At 37.0% G+C, this 15,509-nt stretch carries 14 protein-coding genes; 9 read left to right on the top strand and 5 right to left on the bottom strand.

Annotated features, from left to right (window positions below; translation table 11 throughout):
* Positions 1-130 precede the first annotated feature (130 nt).
* Positions 131-877, top strand: coding sequence for a GTP cyclohydrolase II (locus AC6CHV_RS23525; protein ID WP_341332542.1), 747 nt, complete (start codon positions 131-133; stop codon positions 875-877).
* A 36-nt stretch (positions 878-913) separates the two neighbouring features.
* Here the strand turns inward: AC6CHV_RS23525 and AC6CHV_RS23520 are convergent, their stop codons facing one another.
* From AC6CHV_RS23520 to AC6CHV_RS23500, 5 genes are all read right to left on the bottom strand, one after another.
* Complete coding sequence (locus tag AC6CHV_RS23520) at positions 914-1,282, bottom strand: ion channel (RefSeq protein ID WP_121447141.1); 369 nt, start codon at positions 1,280-1,282, stop codon at positions 914-916.
* Between the two features lie 128 nt (positions 1,283-1,410).
* On the bottom strand, positions 1,411-2,496 hold the full coding sequence (locus tag AC6CHV_RS23515) for a hypothetical protein (protein WP_341332541.1): 1,086 nt from the start codon (positions 2,494-2,496) through the stop codon (positions 1,411-1,413).
* Between the two features lie 19 nt (positions 2,497-2,515).
* Positions 2,516-2,956 (bottom strand): MarR family winged helix-turn-helix transcriptional regulator, encoded by a 441-nt coding sequence (locus tag AC6CHV_RS23510; RefSeq protein ID WP_341332540.1) that lies wholly within the window; start codon positions 2,954-2,956, stop codon positions 2,516-2,518.
* 109 nt (positions 2,957-3,065) lie between these two features.
* A complete protein-coding gene (locus AC6CHV_RS23505; protein ID WP_341332539.1) occupies positions 3,066-4,064 on the bottom strand; it encodes an inorganic phosphate transporter in 999 nt (332 codons plus the stop codon).
* Positions 4,065-4,267: 203 nt separating this feature from the next.
* Entirely contained in the window at positions 4,268-4,888 is a 621-nt protein-coding gene (locus AC6CHV_RS23500; protein ID WP_440273913.1) for a DUF47 domain-containing protein, read from the bottom strand.
* A gap of 289 nt (positions 4,889-5,177) precedes the next feature.
* Here AC6CHV_RS23500 and AC6CHV_RS23495 point away from each other — a divergent pair, with 289 nt between their 5' ends.
* The 8 genes from AC6CHV_RS23495 (at position 5,178) to floT (ending at position 14,741) form a co-directional block, all read left to right on the top strand.
* Positions 5,178-5,918, top strand: a complete 741-nt coding sequence (locus AC6CHV_RS23495) for a hypothetical protein (RefSeq protein WP_498079777.1) — start codon at positions 5,178-5,180, stop codon at positions 5,916-5,918.
* Complete coding sequence (locus AC6CHV_RS23490) at positions 5,911-6,972, top strand: DUF3419 family protein (RefSeq protein WP_498079776.1); 1,062 nt, start codon at positions 5,911-5,913, stop codon at positions 6,970-6,972. The genes AC6CHV_RS23495 and AC6CHV_RS23490 overlap by 8 nt, the downstream gene beginning before the upstream one ends.
* On the top strand, positions 6,969-7,985 hold the full coding sequence (locus AC6CHV_RS23485; RefSeq protein ID WP_498079775.1) for a hypothetical protein: 1,017 nt from the start codon (positions 6,969-6,971) through the stop codon (positions 7,983-7,985). Before AC6CHV_RS23490 ends, AC6CHV_RS23485 begins: the two co-directional genes overlap by 4 nt.
* 12 nt (positions 7,986-7,997) lie before the next feature.
* The gene (locus tag AC6CHV_RS23480) at positions 7,998-8,675 is read left to right on the top strand and encodes an iron-containing redox enzyme family protein (protein ID WP_498079774.1); all 678 of its coding nucleotides are present in this window, start codon (positions 7,998-8,000) and stop codon (positions 8,673-8,675) included.
* Between the two features lie 154 nt (positions 8,676-8,829).
* On the top strand, positions 8,830-10,269 hold the full coding sequence (gene hpaB, locus AC6CHV_RS23475; protein WP_498079773.1) for a 4-hydroxyphenylacetate 3-monooxygenase, oxygenase component: 1,440 nt from the start codon (positions 8,830-8,832) through the stop codon (positions 10,267-10,269).
* 136 nt (positions 10,270-10,405) lie between these two features.
* Entirely contained in the window at positions 10,406-12,478 is a 2,073-nt protein-coding gene (locus tag AC6CHV_RS23470; protein ID WP_498079795.1) for a PBP1A family penicillin-binding protein, read from the top strand.
* A 185-nt stretch (positions 12,479-12,663) separates the two neighbouring features.
* Positions 12,664-13,209, top strand: coding sequence for an NfeD family membrane protein (locus AC6CHV_RS23465; protein ID WP_498079772.1), 546 nt, complete (start codon positions 12,664-12,666; stop codon positions 13,207-13,209).
* The gene (floT, locus tag AC6CHV_RS23460) at positions 13,206-14,741 is read left to right on the top strand and encodes a flotillin lipid rafts scaffold protein FloT (protein ID WP_498079771.1); all 1,536 of its coding nucleotides are present in this window, start codon (positions 13,206-13,208) and stop codon (positions 14,739-14,741) included. Before AC6CHV_RS23465 ends, floT begins: the two co-directional genes overlap by 4 nt.
* Positions 14,742-15,509: the final 768 nt, after the last annotated feature.

Genomic DNA, 15,509 nt, shown 5'->3' with positions numbered 1-15,509 from the left:
CTAGGTAACTATATCATTTTTTAACTTCAGAAAGCAAGACTAAAGCCTTAAAAACGAGAAAGATGGGGTGGATAAATATATGATAATAATCAAAAACTACTTGTAACCAAATGAGCAAGGGGGATTATTCGTGATTTCAAAAGAAATTATTTCCATCTTACAGGAGAAAATTAAACTCATTGAAAGAGGAGATAAAGCAATTTACTTAGTTGGGCCAATTAAGCTTCCTGTGAATTTAGATGGAGAGACAGTCATTTTTCAGTGGTATTGCTGGCTACTTTGTGATGAGGTAACGTTGGATGCAAATCGAATCATTGATAAGCTTTCATCAACAAACCTTGCTGAAAAACAGCAATCCAGTGTATTAGTATATGGAGATTTTGAAAATGCAGATGAGGCTTTAATTCGAATGCATAGTATTTGTCATACGGGTGATATTTTTGGAAGCAAACGTTGTGATTGCGGATATCAACTAAAGCAATCTATGAGAATTATTGTGGACCATGGGGCAGGTGCTTTATTCTATTTAGCTAATCATGAAGGTCGAGGAATAGGCTTATTTAGTAAAGCGATGGCTTATATCCTTCAAGAGAATGGATTAGATACAGTTGAAGCAAATATCCAACTAGGGTTTAAGGATGATGCTAGAAATTACGACGATGCGATTCGGGTCTTGAAGACGTTACGGTCTAAACCAGTTTCGTTAATAACAAATAATCCTAAAAAAATTGAAGCCCTTAAAAATTCAGGTATGAATGTCTCAGAACGGATGCCAATTTGGGGAGATGTGTCGGAGTTTAACCAAAAATACTTAAAGACGAAAGTGGAAAGAGCCGGCCATCTAGTTGAAATGGCACAAGATGAACAACCTTTTTAAAATGAGGAGCTAGCCCATTGGTGGACTAGCTCATTTCTAATCATACGGATAATTATCACCTTCTGTATTTCGAAAAGGAGGGAGAAACTGAATCACGATGACCACAGGTAACAAATAACCGATTAATGCTTCAATAATCGCTACAGCTCTTGAGACTCCAAATGGAGTTACGTCGCCATATCCAACAGACAAGAGGGTAATGGCACTAAAATATAACGACCGGGTTACAATATCTAATGACTGTTCTTGATGCGAATCGGATGCATAATGGTCATGTACCGCTCCAAGGTCTAGTAAATCTAAAAAAATATATAAAATGGCAAAGGTTAACAATGTATTAAGATACACAACAATAAAAATTAACCCACGATATAATGTCTTTTTTCTATGAATAAATGATTTCAATTAAATCACTTCCTTATAACCTGCCTTATTATATGTATATTAAAAAGTTAGTAGAATAGACTAGCCTTCAATTCAACCCAAAACTGAAAAAACTCGGCAAAGCTGCCGAGCAAAATACACTTATATGCTTAAAGTTGGAATACATTATGATTTTCTTTGACAAAGCTATTCATTTCCTGAAGGAATGCTTCTTTTTCATCAACTGTTACATATAGCTTAGTGATATCCGTTTTCTTCCCAAAGGGGAGGTAAGCAACAACTGAGGATTTTAATTCAATTTCAAACTGTGGATCTTCTTCAAAGAAATCAGGTAGTGTGATCGCAAAACTATTTTTTTCCTGAGCTCTAGCCTTCTTATCTGTAACAGTTCTTTTTATTGATTTTATATTGTCTAAATCAACTTCTATTTCACGTCTAATTCCAACCTGTGCGAAGAGCTTACGGTCTTTAATTACAATTGGTGAAAGACGTACAGCCTGATAGTCTGCAATAATCCAAGCAAGAGCATATAAATCGAAAATGGTAAATATCCATGCTGCAATAGGGCTCCAAAAATGGGCTATTAAAAAATGAACTCCGATTACCTCTATCACCATCGCATGTACTAACATGATAAACAACCCAAAATATCCTGATTCAGTATGAATGGTAAAAACACGAGTACCTGATTTACTATCCCATTTTTTCTTCCAAACGAAGAATGCATAATAGAAAATGGTGAAATCGTAAACAAGGATATCTAGAAGTTTTTTCTTTCCGAATGTTTGATGTAAGGCTCTACGAATAGTTGCAGGATAATAAAAAGAGTATTCTTTTTCTTGTTTGTAGTGCTGGATGAGAGTTGGAATTTTACGAATTAACAAGACGGCAAGAAATATTTCAATTGCAATAAAGAGGCCTTCGATTAGAAAGATTCCGTATTTTGCATAATTAAAAATAGCGATATCATGATGGGGAACAATGAAGTATGCAAACCAAAAGCCGCCAATCACAACAGGAAGAAGAGTAATCATGGAAAAACGGTTTCGAACCACAAATATATAGAAGAATAGAGGTAAAACGATTGTTAAATCAAACAAGGTTGCGAGAATCAAAGTATCTGTGACAGGCTCAAATGGCTGAATGACCATCACTGTATAATTTGAGCTAATGATTAATAGTGCCAAGATAATAAAAATATAAATTGATCTGTTCTTCTTGAGTGAGTGCACCATAAAAATTCCTCCTTCATTCCTACTCATTATTTGAGGTAGTAATAATCGTATGAAGTTTTCGCACAATTGTTTGGAATTGTATCATTTCTTCTTCGGTAAGTTTCGAGTAATATTTTTCCATTATTCTTTGGTCGATTTTGTCACTTTCCTCATATAATTTGATTCCTTTTGAACCAAGAGATATGAGAATTTCACGCCTATTCTTTGGGTTTATTTCTCTTTTAATATATAGTTCACTTTCTAATTTGTTTAGTAATTGACTGACAGCACTTGCTGAGATTTTCATAAGTTGCGCTAATTCATTTACTGTAATTGTTTTGGCTTGATAGACATGATGTAAAACGATTGATTGTTTTGTAGTGATATCAAAGTGAAATATCGATTCGAATTCTTGAAGTAATAGGGAATTAACTTCATCGAGTAGATTAAAGGTTTCTTTCATATAGGCTTTCGTATCCATGATTAATCATCCTTTAAGGTTAATGTTAATAAATATTTAAGTCATCTTAAATATATTATAATCTTAATTATTTATCATGGCAATAAAAAAAGGCAGCATTTGCCACCTTTTAGAAAAATAGGTTAATGATTTGATAAATGAGTGCTGCTAACAATGCTGAGATTGGAAGTGTAATCACCCAAGTGAGGACGATTTTACGGGCAACACCCCATTTTACGCCTTTTACACGTTGAGCAGAACCGACCCCCATGATTGCGGATGAAATCACATGTGTTGTACTAACTGGTAAATGAATATAAGTCGCTCCAAAAATGATTAGAGCAGAAGATAGGTCAGCAGCCGCGCCATTTATTGGACGGATTTTCATAATTTTACCGCCGACCGTTTTAATGATTTTCCAACCACCTATTGATGTACCGAGCCCCATTGCAGTTGCTGCAGCAATTCTCACCCAAAGTGGTATATCGGTAGAGGTTGTAAATCCACCTGCAATTAATGCCATCGTGATAATCCCCATCGCTTTTTGAGCGTCATTTGTACCATGGGTAAAAGATTGAAGGGCAGCTGTGAATATTTGAAAGATCCTGAAACCCTTGTTTGTTTTATAAAGATTTGTGTTTTTGAAAATAACTTTAAAAAGGCTCATCATTAGAAATCCAACTGCTAATGCAATAAAGGGGGAAAGAATGAGTGCTTCTAAAATTTTTATAAATCCACTGTAATTCAAAATCCCAATGCCTGCAGCGGAAATTGCTGCTCCAGCAATGGACCCGATTAAAGCATGAGAGGAACTACTTGGGATTCCGTAGTACCATGTTATCAAGTTCCATGCAATTGCAGAAAGCAGGGCTGCTAAGATAACAACTGATCCATTTTCTATTGCAAAAGGATCAACAATATCTTTCGTTATTGTTTTAGCAACACCCGTAAATGTAATTGCACCAATAAAGTTCATGGAGGCCGCAAGGACAATAGCAACTCTTGGCTTAAGTGCCTTTGTTGAAACACTTGTCGCTATCGCATTAGCCGTATCATGAAAGCCGTTAATGAAGTCAAATGCTAACGCAAAAAAAACAATTAAAACCGTTAAAATTAATAAAGTGTCCATTAATAAGATTCTCCCTTATAATATGTGTTCAAAAAGGAGGGTGGAAAGGACCTGAGTCGACAAAAACGTCACGTCCTAATTCATTGTCAACACTAACACATCCTGAGCGTCGAAATTTCAAGGCGGCGCGAACTCCCGAGTACCGAAGCAAGCCAACTAGAATTTCGATTCGTCATTTTCACCACACGTTTTGAACATCAACTTTATGCATTTCTCATGATAATGGTCTCTAAAGTATCCGCAACATCCTCGCAGAAGTCCGAAATGCCTTCAAGAATCTCATAAATCTCTTTTAGTTGGATAATTTTAATTGGGTCCTTTTCAGTTTGGAAAAGTTGTTTGATGGAAACCCTTAAGAGTTCGTCACATTGTGATTCATAATCATTGATTTTAATCGCATGTGTACGCATATCTAGCAGCTTTTTATTTGTAAGAAGTTCAATGGCATGGAAGATTTCAACCGTACTTTTATGGATATAGTCAGCATATGTAGTCATGTATTCGTCTGTAATAGTCAAAGAATACATCTCAAAACGTGCTGCGCATTGCTCCATTCCATCTAAAACATCATCCATTTTCATAGCCAATTGTAGAATATCTTCTCGCTCAATCGGTGTGATGAAAGATTTATTAAGTTGAGTTATCAAGCCATGAATGACATCGTCACCAATTGTCTCATATTCTTTCATTTGACTCGAAAACTCTTTCAAGTCACTTACATTTTTAATTTTAAACTGTACGAAATAATCTGCTGCCTCTTTCAAGTTTGCAGAGATAGATGTAAGTGCATCAAAAAAAACGTCTTTTTTCTTATATGCGAACATAATATTGTTCCTCCAATAATGAAATATAAAAACATACAAAGAATATTTTTATCTAAATTTGTCGAAATTACAATAAAAATTTTACAAAGTTTACAAAAATGTAATATAAGTTTGAAGTTGTATTTCCTGAAAATACAACGGTATGTTGGGTATCTATGTATTTACTAGGTTCTTTTATTATCTATAGAAGATTAAGGAAATATACTTGAAATTTTTCCTTTTTAGTGTAAAATTACACTATAGAATAAAAGGTGTAATTTTACACTATAGGAATTGGTTGGTGGAATGAGTGACTCAATTATTAGAGATTATCAAGACAAATCAATTGCTTATCAAACACAAAGAAGAAATGCTTTTGTTTTCAAGGCGAGTAAGCAAAGTGGGGGAGGAATACCTTTTTCCGAGATTTGAAAGATATGAACAGGCTGTATGCTTAAGACGAAATCAAAAGCTTTTGGCCTTCCAACTTGTTCAAACCTTTGAACAAGGAGATGACAAGTTTGTATACTTCGGTCCCCTGTTTTCGAGGATGAGCAGTTTTCTAGACCTTTTTATGTCTTATATTGAAGTATTAATGGATGAAAATATAGGTAGAAAAATACACCTGCTTGCAGAAATTGAGAATCCGGACGTTTTGGTGTTTTTTAAAGCGCTGTTTAATGATTGCGCTTACCCGAAATTCCAGGTATCCGAGGTTCCTGAAGAAGTAAAGGAAAAGGTTCACGTTTTCTCAAAAAAGCTTTCACATATATATGAGTTAGATATTGAACGTCTAACCTCAAAATCAATAGATCCACTTTATCAATATAAATCAACTTATCCAGAGGTAGAGAATTGGCTTTGTTCAAGAAAAGTGGAGCTATCACAAGGAATGAATGTCGTCCTATACTCCACAATACCGGATGGTCCAAGTGCTCGAGCTACATTCAATCGTCAACTGGAAAGCGGAAGAAAAAGAATGCTGAATTGGAAAGAAGGAAAAAAAGAAGTTCTGGATTTATTCGGGGGAGGGGTTGTAAGTAATGTCTAACATTTATTTTTCGCAAATTAGAGAAGACAGTTTAGTAGAAAGAGAGATTTCAAGAATAGTAGGGCCACAGAAAGTACTTGTTGTTGGATCAGGTGGATGTACAGCATTTTCCATTCTGACTGACACGATCAACCAAGTTCTCTGTGTTGATGTGAATCCTGCGCAATGTGCTTTAATTGAATTGAAAAAGGCAGCGATACAGCAGTTTTCGTTAAATGATTTCCTTTCTTTTATCGGGGAAACGGATTGTGATAATCGGGGTGAGATGTATGAAGAGATAGCTGAAGAATTGCCAGAATACGCGAGACATTTTTGGGAGCTGCATCGTAGTGAAATAGAAGAGGGAATTAATTATTGTGGGATAAATGAGCGTTTTTACAGATTTATAGGAGGAAACATTTGCCGGAATGTATATGACGAGACTGTTTGGAATCAGTTGTTTTCTGCCAAAAACCTTAATGAGCAACAGAGATTTTATGAAGAGTATCTAACAACTGCCCAATGGCGAACAGCTGTAAAAATATTGTTAAGTAAAACGACACACCTACAATTTTTTCCTAGTTTTATGTTTAAGAATGCCAGTGAACATGATTTCGGGAATTTCTTTTTAAGTCAATTTGAAAAGGAAGTGAAAACAAAGCCGATTCACAATAATTATTTTTTGAGCCAAATATTATTTTCTACTTATTTATATGATCATGTCGAGGGGGTTCCTTTCTATTTAACTCCAGAAGGATATGAAGAAGTAAAAAGAAATATTGATAAAATGTTCATTTACCCAGTGAGTATCCAAAGTTTATTGGAGAAGGAAAATTCGATCGATGCGTTTTATTTGTCAAATGTATTTGACTGGGCAGATGAAAAAGGAAAAGCATCGATTTGTTGCCGAGTTATTCAAGCTAAATCAGCAAATAGTGTCTTAATGTTCCGAAATATGCTTAGTACGAGTACATTGCCGGATCGGTTTATACGTGATGAAGAGTTGTCATTGCGCTGTGAGACTTTAGAACGTTCGATGTTATATCAAAAAATAACAGTCGGGCAATTTGTATGACTTATTCATTTATGGAACTTGATGAATCTCACGGATTACAATTGCTTCAATTATCGAATGAATCAAGTACAGGTAGCAATCTCTTCTATGTTGATCGGTCTCCGAACTTTTTTAAGCTGTCAGAGGAATTTGGAAAGACAAGGCATTTCGGATTGTTTAAAGGAAGTGCATTAATTGGCTGTGTTGCAGTGAGTCAGCAAAAGAGGGTCATTGAAGGGGCCTGTAAACATGTGTATTACTTAAATGACTTAAGGATTCATCCTGACTTCCACCGGACTTTTGCTTACTTTCGCTTGACACAACAATTAGTATCTCTTTATCAAAATGAAGGTGCAGTTAAATGGTTGTATTCTACCGTTCTTGATACCAATTCAAACAAAGCATCCATGATAAAAGGCAATGGGCTTCTTCCAAGTGGAATTGAACTTGGAAGAACGTTTCATATTGGTGTACCTATGTTCTTTAAATATCGGAACAATCATTTGGATGTATTTGAAATTGAAGGGGAAGAGGCATGGCAGATTTACAAGAGCTTTGCTACGTCTAAAGACTTTGCTCTATATGATAAGAAAATTTTCTTAAAAGACAATGGTGTGTTCTTAGTTATTAGAGATCAGAAGGACGACCTAGCAATCTGTAAGCTTGTGAATCAATCAGATGCTAGAAAGCTACGACTTTCCAGGAGACTTCCTTTCCTGTTTAAAATAGTAAATTTGATTTGTCGCGCAGTTGGTTGCCCACCATTGCCTGATAAACGTGAGGAATTTCAGCATGGCTATTTGGCGTTTTTCACAGCGCGAGAAACTCCAAAAAGATATCGACAGAAATATATCTCTTATATTCAAAAGACCTATAAACATCGATTTACCTATTTATTTTTTGGAGTATCTTCCGAAGAAGTAGAGCAGTATCGATGTAACCCTTTTTATATAAAACATTCATCAACAACATTTGCTTACGGGGATATTCCTGCAAACCTTTCAATGGATTTTCATGAAATAACACTTATTTAGGAGGATGTAATAATGGAGAAATTTGTAGAGTTAAAGAATGTGACAGTTGGTATGTTTCAAGGTGAGGAAATTGAACAACATCCATTATTTGTGGCTTTGGCAAAAGGGGAATTTTCTGCAGAACAACAAAAGGAGATTGCACTTCAAATTTACCACGTCGTTCTTTACTTTCCACGCTTTTTGTCAGCGATTTTAACGAATATGTCAGACTTTCGAATGAGAATGCCACTTGTGGAAAACTTGTTTGAAGAGCATGGGAAAATGAACGAGAAATATGTTCATAGCGAGACGTATAAACAGTTTTTGAAAGGGATTGGTATATCTGAAGAAGAAATATACGAAAGCGAACCATGCATACCCGTTCTTGCATACAACCGTGCATTAACTGATCTCTGTCTCCACTATCATTATTTGGAAGGGCTTGCCGCACTAGGTGTAATTGAAGAAATTGTTGCCCGTGTTTCTCCATTAGTTGGCCAATTTGCGAAAAACAACTATGGGAGCGAAAACAAGTCACTCGTTCATTTTACAGATCATGAGGTACTTGATGTGCAACATGCAAACGAAATATATGAAGTAGTGGCTCGAGGATATGAAGGAGATCAAAAAAGAATTATCGAACGTGGCCTGAAATTTGGGATGTACTATCACTCTAGGATGTATACAGACATCTTAGAATTTGTTCGATAGTTCCATTTCGTGCCTCCGACACCTGAAGTTTTCAACTAGGTGCTAAACATCTTCGGAAGTTCAAATCTCTCCACAGGTTGTTCTTGAAAAATGGTCTCACGTGATATTAAAGAGGCGCATATTTTAGGTTAGTAGCCTGTGGAGGTGACAGTAAATGGGAATAATTACCGGTAAAGAATATATTAATAGAATTAATAAACTGCATTCTGATATATGGATTGACGGGGAAAAGGTGAAGGGGAATATTTCTGAGCATCCTGCTTTCCGTGGAGTCATTGAGAGTCAAGCGAAGCTCTATGACCTTCAATGTAAATCATCAAATCAAGACATCATGACCTTTCCTTCTTCTATAACTGGTAATCAAATAGGAACTTCCTATCTAGAGCCGAGAACCAAAGAGGATTTAGAAAAAAGACGTCTTATGATACAAACTTGGGCAAAAAGTACACTTGGAATGATGGGAAGATCCCCTGATTATATGAATACGTGCTTAATGGCTGTTAATGCTGCTGCTGATTTATTTTCTTCTAATAATCCGGAGTTTGTGAAAAATCTCCGTAGGTTTTATGAGGAAGCATGTGAAAATGATTATTCATTTACCCACACCTTTATAAATCCACAAACAAACCGTTCCCTTTTTCATATGGAGGACGAAGATAAAATTATAGCTGCCAAGGTTATTGAAAAAAGAACAGATGGAATTATTATTCATGGTGCAAGATTGCTAGCTACACAGGGGGGGATTACAGATGAGTTAATCGTCTTTCCGTCCGGTGGAAATATAGTTAATAAAGATTATGCTTTTGCCTTCTCAATTCCAAGTAACACAAAAGGATTAACTTTTCTCTGCAGAGAATCATTTGCATATAGAGAATCAACGTTTGATCATCCTCTAAGCTCGAGATTTGAAGAAATGGATACGATCATCGTTTTTAATAATGTTCTTGTTCCTTGGGAACGGGTCTTTTTGAATGAAAGTATTGATTGTGCCAATAAAATGTATACAGAATCAAGCTTCTTTCCATTGGTCCTGCATCAAGTTCTTTCTAGACAGGTTGTCAAAACGGAATGTCTGCTTGGAGTAGCCCAAGCTTTAGTGGACACTATTAACATTGGTGAATATCAGCATGTACAAGAGAAAATCAGTGAAATTATAGTTGGGCTAGAATCTTTGAAAGCATTATTATTATCATCTGAACTGCAATCGAAATTGGATAAATGGGGTACAATGGCACCTGCAATCAATCCTCTATACAGTGCGATAAATTTATACCCTCGTCTATACCCACGTTTTACCGAGATTCTTCAGCTATTAGGTGCAAGTGGATTAGTTTCAATTCCAACTGAAAAAGATTTTGCTTCTGATATGAGGGCTGATCTTGATCAATATTTACAAGCTGCAAACGCTAATGCGTATGATAGAGTTAAACTATTTAGACTCGCATGGGATCTTTGTGTTAGTGCATTCGGATCACGACAAACCCTATACGAGCGTTTTTTCTTCGGTGACCCAATACGACTTGCAAGTAACCTATACCGCTCATACGATAGAACTGAACTCACAAATCAAATTAAAGAATTCTTAAAAAGCTAATTCGCGACAGTTCCCCCTCCGCTAACCAATTTTTTAAAAATATATCTTTTGTATGAACATAAAAACATTTCTTGTTCGAATAAATATATGTAGCGCTATTTTTGCGATATTATTCTTACTAGCACATTTGGAGGGCATTCGAATAATGGGAAAAAACTTCATGAAGACATTGTCCGAAGTAGGAAAGGTAAAAATCATCCTGTTAATTGGGTTGGTTTTTATTTTAGTTATTACTATTGGGCTCAACATGTATATCAATTCTCGGGATGTTAGTGCTTTGAACAATCCATTGCCGGAACCAACTATTATCTATGATAAAAATGGAGAAATCGCGAGTAAGGTACCTGGACCTAAAATCGAAGGTGTCAGCTATGAAAAAATTCCGCCACATGTTATCAATGCCTTAGTTGCCATTGAAGACCGTCGATTTTACAAACATCCGGGGGTGGATTATATCGGTATTTTTCGTGCGCTTTTCCGAAATTTAAAAGCGGGTGGTATTGTCGAGGGCGGAAGTACGATTACCCAGCAATTAACAAAGAACGTCTTTCTAACTCATGATCAAACCCTGAAACGAAAAATTGATGAATTCTTCCTTGCTCAAAAGATAGAACGTACATTTTCAAAGGAAAAAATAATTGAAATGTATTTGAATCAAATCTATTTTGGTGAAGGGGCATGGGGCATAAAAAATGCTTCAAGAACGTATTTTGGCAAAGAGGTTAATGAACTAACAGTTAGTGAAGGAGCCATTCTTGCTGGTATTATTAAAGCACCTTCGACGATGAACCCATTAATTAACGAGGAAAAATCGCTTAACCGCAGGGATCTTGTATTAGCAGCGATGGAGGAACAGGGTTATTTATCTTCTGACCAAGTGAAGGAAGCAAAGGCACAAGAAATCGTGTTCAAGGGACGACAACTTGATCCATATGAAGGAAAATACCCATTTTACGTCGACTATATTATTGAAGAAGCCATTGAAAAATATGGACTCACCCAAAATGAGGTGATGTCTGGTGGTTTGGAAATTTATACAGAACTTGATCCTCACATGCAGGAATCTGCTGAAAATGTATACAATAATGACAGCCTATTTCCTGCAAGTCCAGAAGATCAATTGCTACAAAGTGGTGCTATTTTAGTAGACCCGAAGACGGGTGGAATAAACGCTCTAGTTGGAGGTCGTGGTGAGCATGTATTTCGTGGTTTCAATCATGCGACTCAATTGAAAAGGCAGCCAGGTTCAACAATCAAACCACTTTCAGTATACACGCCAGCTTTGGAACGAGGCTACAGTGTGTATGATGTCCTCCCTGATAAACCAATGAGTTTCAACGGCTACCAACCATCAAATGTAAGTGGAAGTTTTAAAGGCAGTGTCACTTTATACGATGCAGTGAGGAATTCCGATAATGTTCCAGCAGTGTGGCTCTTAAATGAAATTGGACTAAAAAGCGGGATTGATGCTGTAAACGAATTTGGTCTTCCGATTACGGAAAATGATCATAATTTGAGTCTTGCTCTTGGAGGTCTGGATAAGGGGGTCGCCCCCATTCACATGGCTGAAGCCTATACAACCTTTCCAAATGAAGGGAAAAAGATGAAGGCACATGCAATTTCAAAAATTATTGATACAAATGGCGAAACCATTGCCGAGTGGAAAGAAGAGCCTGTACAAATTACAACCCCAGAGGTTGCAAAAAGAATGACATTCTTGCTGAAAGGTGCTGTTGAGAACGGGTCTGGTCGAAATGCGAAAATAGAGGGAAGAGAAGTAGCGGGTAAGACCGGTTCAACTCAGGTAGCTATTGATGGTGTAAATGGGGCAAAGGATATTTGGATGGTCGGATATACGCCTGAACTTGTTGGTGCAGTCTGGCTTGGATATGACAAGACAGATGAAAATCACTATTTAACGACTACTAGTTCAACGGCTGCAACAATTTTTAAAGAAATAATGCAACAGTCATTAAGTAATACTCCACCTACTTCATTCAATCTCCCAGCCTATCAGGCTCCTGTTCAGAAAAAGGAGAATGAGTGGAAGGAGCAAGATAAGAAACAAGATAAAGATAAGTGGAAAGAAGAAGGAAAAAAGAAGAAAGAAGAAGAGAAGAAAAGGAAAGAAGAAGAGAAAAAAAGGAAAGAAAAAGAGAAAGAGCGTAAAAAGGAAGAAAAAAAGAGGAAGAAGCATAATGATGACTGAGAGGAAGGTCCCGGGTGAAGGGATCTTTCTTTTTTGTTTAATACGATTGTTACATAAGATTTACTTCTGGATTACAAATTATCTAAAATTCTTTTAAAAAAAATGAAACCTTTTTCAAGTATTTTCCGTAAATGAGATTGTAAAGAAAATTTCATAATTATTATGTTGGATTTGGAGGTGAAGCTATGGAATTATTCGGATATGACATTGAAACAATTTATTTGATTGGCTTAGTCATTAGTGGAATCGGTACCCTTCTTTTTATCCTATTTGGCGATTTTTTAGAGGGAATTTTTCCAGATAGTTTCTTAAGCCCAACACTTATCTTCTCATTCCTCACCTTTTTGAGCGCATCTGGGTACATTTTTGAAAAAATACTTTCCTTTCATAGTTTATTAATTTTTGCTATTTCACTTGTATTAGCACTTATTTTAGTCACATTATTAAATGTATTTGTATTAATCCCGTTGTCTTCTGCTGAGGAATCGATGGTATACAGGGAAGAAGATTTGAAAGGGAGAATTGGAAAAGTAATTACTTCAATCCCGATTGACGGCTTCGGCGAGGTTGTCATTGAGGGAATCAGTGGCACAATCGCTAAATCTGCTAAGAGCTTTAATAATGAACCAATTCCATATGATGAAAAGGTTCTTATTATAGATGTAAAGGAAGGCGTTGCCTACGTCCTGCCTTACCAAAATATGATGATTAAAGGGGGAAATCAACAATGACAACAGGAATTTGGATTGTAATTGGGGTAGTCGCATTTTTACTTCTTGCACTTATTGGGGTATTTGTTACAAAGTACAGAACGGCTGGTCCCGATGAAGCTCTTATTGTAACGGGTAGTTATTTAGGTGGCAAAAATGTTCATGTAGACGAATCAGGAAATCGAATCAAAATTGTCCGCGGTGGCGGTACATTTGTACTTCCTGTCTTCCAACAGGCTGAACCTTTAAGTCTCTTATCTAGTAAACTAGATGTTCAAACACCCGAAGTTTACACAGAGCAAGGTGTGCCGGTAATGGCGGATGGAACAGCAATTATTAAAATCGGTGGTTCCATATCTGAAATTGCAACAGCAGCAGAACAATTTTTAGGTAAGCGAAAAGAAGATCGAGAAAATGAAGCAAGAGAAGTATTAGAAGGTCATCTTCGTTCAATCCTCGGTTCAATGACCGTCGAAGAAATCTATAAAAATCGTGATAAGTTTTCACAAGAAGTACAACGTGTCGCATCACAGGATTTAGCGAAAATGGGTCTTATCATTGTGTCGTTTACAATTAAGGATGTTCGTGATAAGAATGGTTACTTAGATTCACTTGGTAAGCCAAGAATTGCTCAAGTAAAGCGTGACGCAGATATTGCAACAGCTGAAGCTGAAAAAGAAACACGTATTAAACGTGCAGAAGCCGAGAAAGAAGCGCAGAAGTCTGAGTTAGAGCGAGCTACTGAGGTTGCGGAAGCAGAAAAAATTAATCAATTGAAAATTGCTGAATTCCGTAGAGAGCAGGATATCGCGAAAGCACGTGCTGACCAAGCATACCACTTAGAGGAAGCGAGAGCGAAACAAGAGGTAACTGAACAGCAAATGCAAATCCAAATCATTGAAAGACAGAAGCAAATTGAACTCGAAGAAAAAGAGATCCTACGTCGTGAGAAGCAGTACGATTCAGAGGTTAAGAAGAAAGCAGATGCTGACCGTTACTCAGTTGTTCAAGCGGCAGAAGCTGAAAAAGCGAAACAGTTAGCTGAAGCAGATGCAAATAAATATCGAATTGAAGCAATGGCAAAGGCGGAAGCAGAGAAAATCCGTATTGATGGTCTTGCAAAAGCGGAAGCACAACGTGCACAAGGGGAATCTGAAGCAGATATTATCCGTTTGAAAGGTCTTGCAGAAGCAGAAGCAAAACAAAAAATTGCAGAAGCATTCGAGCAATATGGGAAAGCGGCTATCCTCGATATGGTTATTAAAATGCTTCCTCAATATGCGAAAGAAGTGGCAGCACCATTATCAAATATCGACAAAATTACAGTTGTGGATACTGGTAGTAATGGGAAAAATAGTGGAGCCAATAAGGTAACTGGTTATGCTACTAATTTGATGTCAACTCTTCAAGAGTCGTTAAAAGCATCCTCAGGTATTGATGTAAAACAAATAATTGAAAACCTATCTGGTAAAGGTAATGTGAAAAACAGCATCGACCAGTTAACGGATGAATTAGTCCAAACTAGAAAAGCGGAGCCAACAGATAAAGAATAATATGAATCGAAAAGCAGCTTACTCAAAAGCTGCTTTTCTTTTTTGCGTTGAATTTGTAAAAAGTGTTATTGCGTCTAGGGTATTAGAAGAAAGCGAGCAAGAGTCGGAAAGAAAGTGTGATTCGGACAAGGCTATAGGAAATCTCTAGTCATGAGTCCGAAAAATAGTGTGATTCAGACAAGGCTAGGGGAAATCTCCAAGTATGAGTCTGAAAAATGGTGTGATTCAGACAACACCCGAGGAAATTTCCGGTCATGAGTCCGAATGCGGGTGTGATTCAGACAAGGTCAGAGGAAACCTTCATGCATGAGTCTGAATAAGGGTGTGATTCAGACAAGGCAAGAGAAAATCCCCTAGTATGAGTCTGAATAAGGGTGTGATTCGGACAAGTCTATAGGAAATCTCTAGGCATGAGTCCGAAAAATGGTGTGATTCGGACAAGGCAAAAGGAAATTTCCAAGCATGAGTCCGAATGCGGGTGTGATTCAGACAGGGCCAGAGGAAACCACTAAGGATGAGTCCGAATAAGGGTGTGATTCGGACAAGGCAAAAGGAAATTTCCAAGCATGAGTCCGAATGCGGGTGTGATTCAGACAAGGTCAGAGGAAACCTTCATGCATGAGTCTGAATAAGGGTGTGATTCGGACAAGGCTATAGGAAATCTCTAGGCATGAGTCCGAATGCGGGTGTGATTCAGACAAGGCCAGAGGAAATCTTCATGCATGTGTCTGAATAAGGGTGTGATTCGGACAAGGCCAGAGGAAATCT

This window comes from Ferdinandcohnia sp. GQ5 (assembly GCF_059759275.1).
Note: the sequence above shows the minus strand (reverse complement) of the source record. Positions and strands in the feature narration are given on the sequence as shown.

What these genes read in the sequence shown, in the direction of transcription:
- AC6CHV_RS23515 (WP_341332541.1), bottom strand. Translation starts at nt 2,496, where the DNA reads ATGGTGCACTCACTCAAGAAGAACAGATCAATTTATATTTTTATTATC.
- AC6CHV_RS23510 (WP_341332540.1), bottom strand. Translation starts at nt 2,956, where the DNA reads ATGGATACGAAAGCCTATATGAAAGAAACCTTTAATCTACTCGATGAA.
- AC6CHV_RS23505 (WP_341332539.1), bottom strand. Translation starts at nt 4,064, where the DNA reads ATGGACACTTTATTAATTTTAACGGTTTTAATTGTTTTTTTTGCGTTA.
- AC6CHV_RS23500 (WP_440273913.1), bottom strand. Translation starts at nt 4,888, where the DNA reads ATGTTCGCATATAAGAAAAAAGACGTTTTTTTTGATGCACTTACATCT.
- AC6CHV_RS23490 (WP_498079776.1), top strand. Translation starts at nt 5,911, where the DNA reads ATGTCTAACATTTATTTTTCGCAAATTAGAGAAGACAGTTTAGTAGAA.
- AC6CHV_RS23485 (WP_498079775.1), top strand. Translation starts at nt 6,969, where the DNA reads ATGACTTATTCATTTATGGAACTTGATGAATCTCACGGATTACAATTG.
- AC6CHV_RS23480 (WP_498079774.1), top strand. Translation starts at nt 7,998, where the DNA reads ATGGAGAAATTTGTAGAGTTAAAGAATGTGACAGTTGGTATGTTTCAA.
- hpaB (WP_498079773.1), top strand. Translation starts at nt 8,830, where the DNA reads ATGGGAATAATTACCGGTAAAGAATATATTAATAGAATTAATAAACTG.
- AC6CHV_RS23465 (WP_498079772.1), top strand. Translation starts at nt 12,664, where the DNA reads ATGGAATTATTCGGATATGACATTGAAACAATTTATTTGATTGGCTTA.
- floT (WP_498079771.1), top strand. Translation starts at nt 13,206, where the DNA reads ATGACAACAGGAATTTGGATTGTAATTGGGGTAGTCGCATTTTTACTT.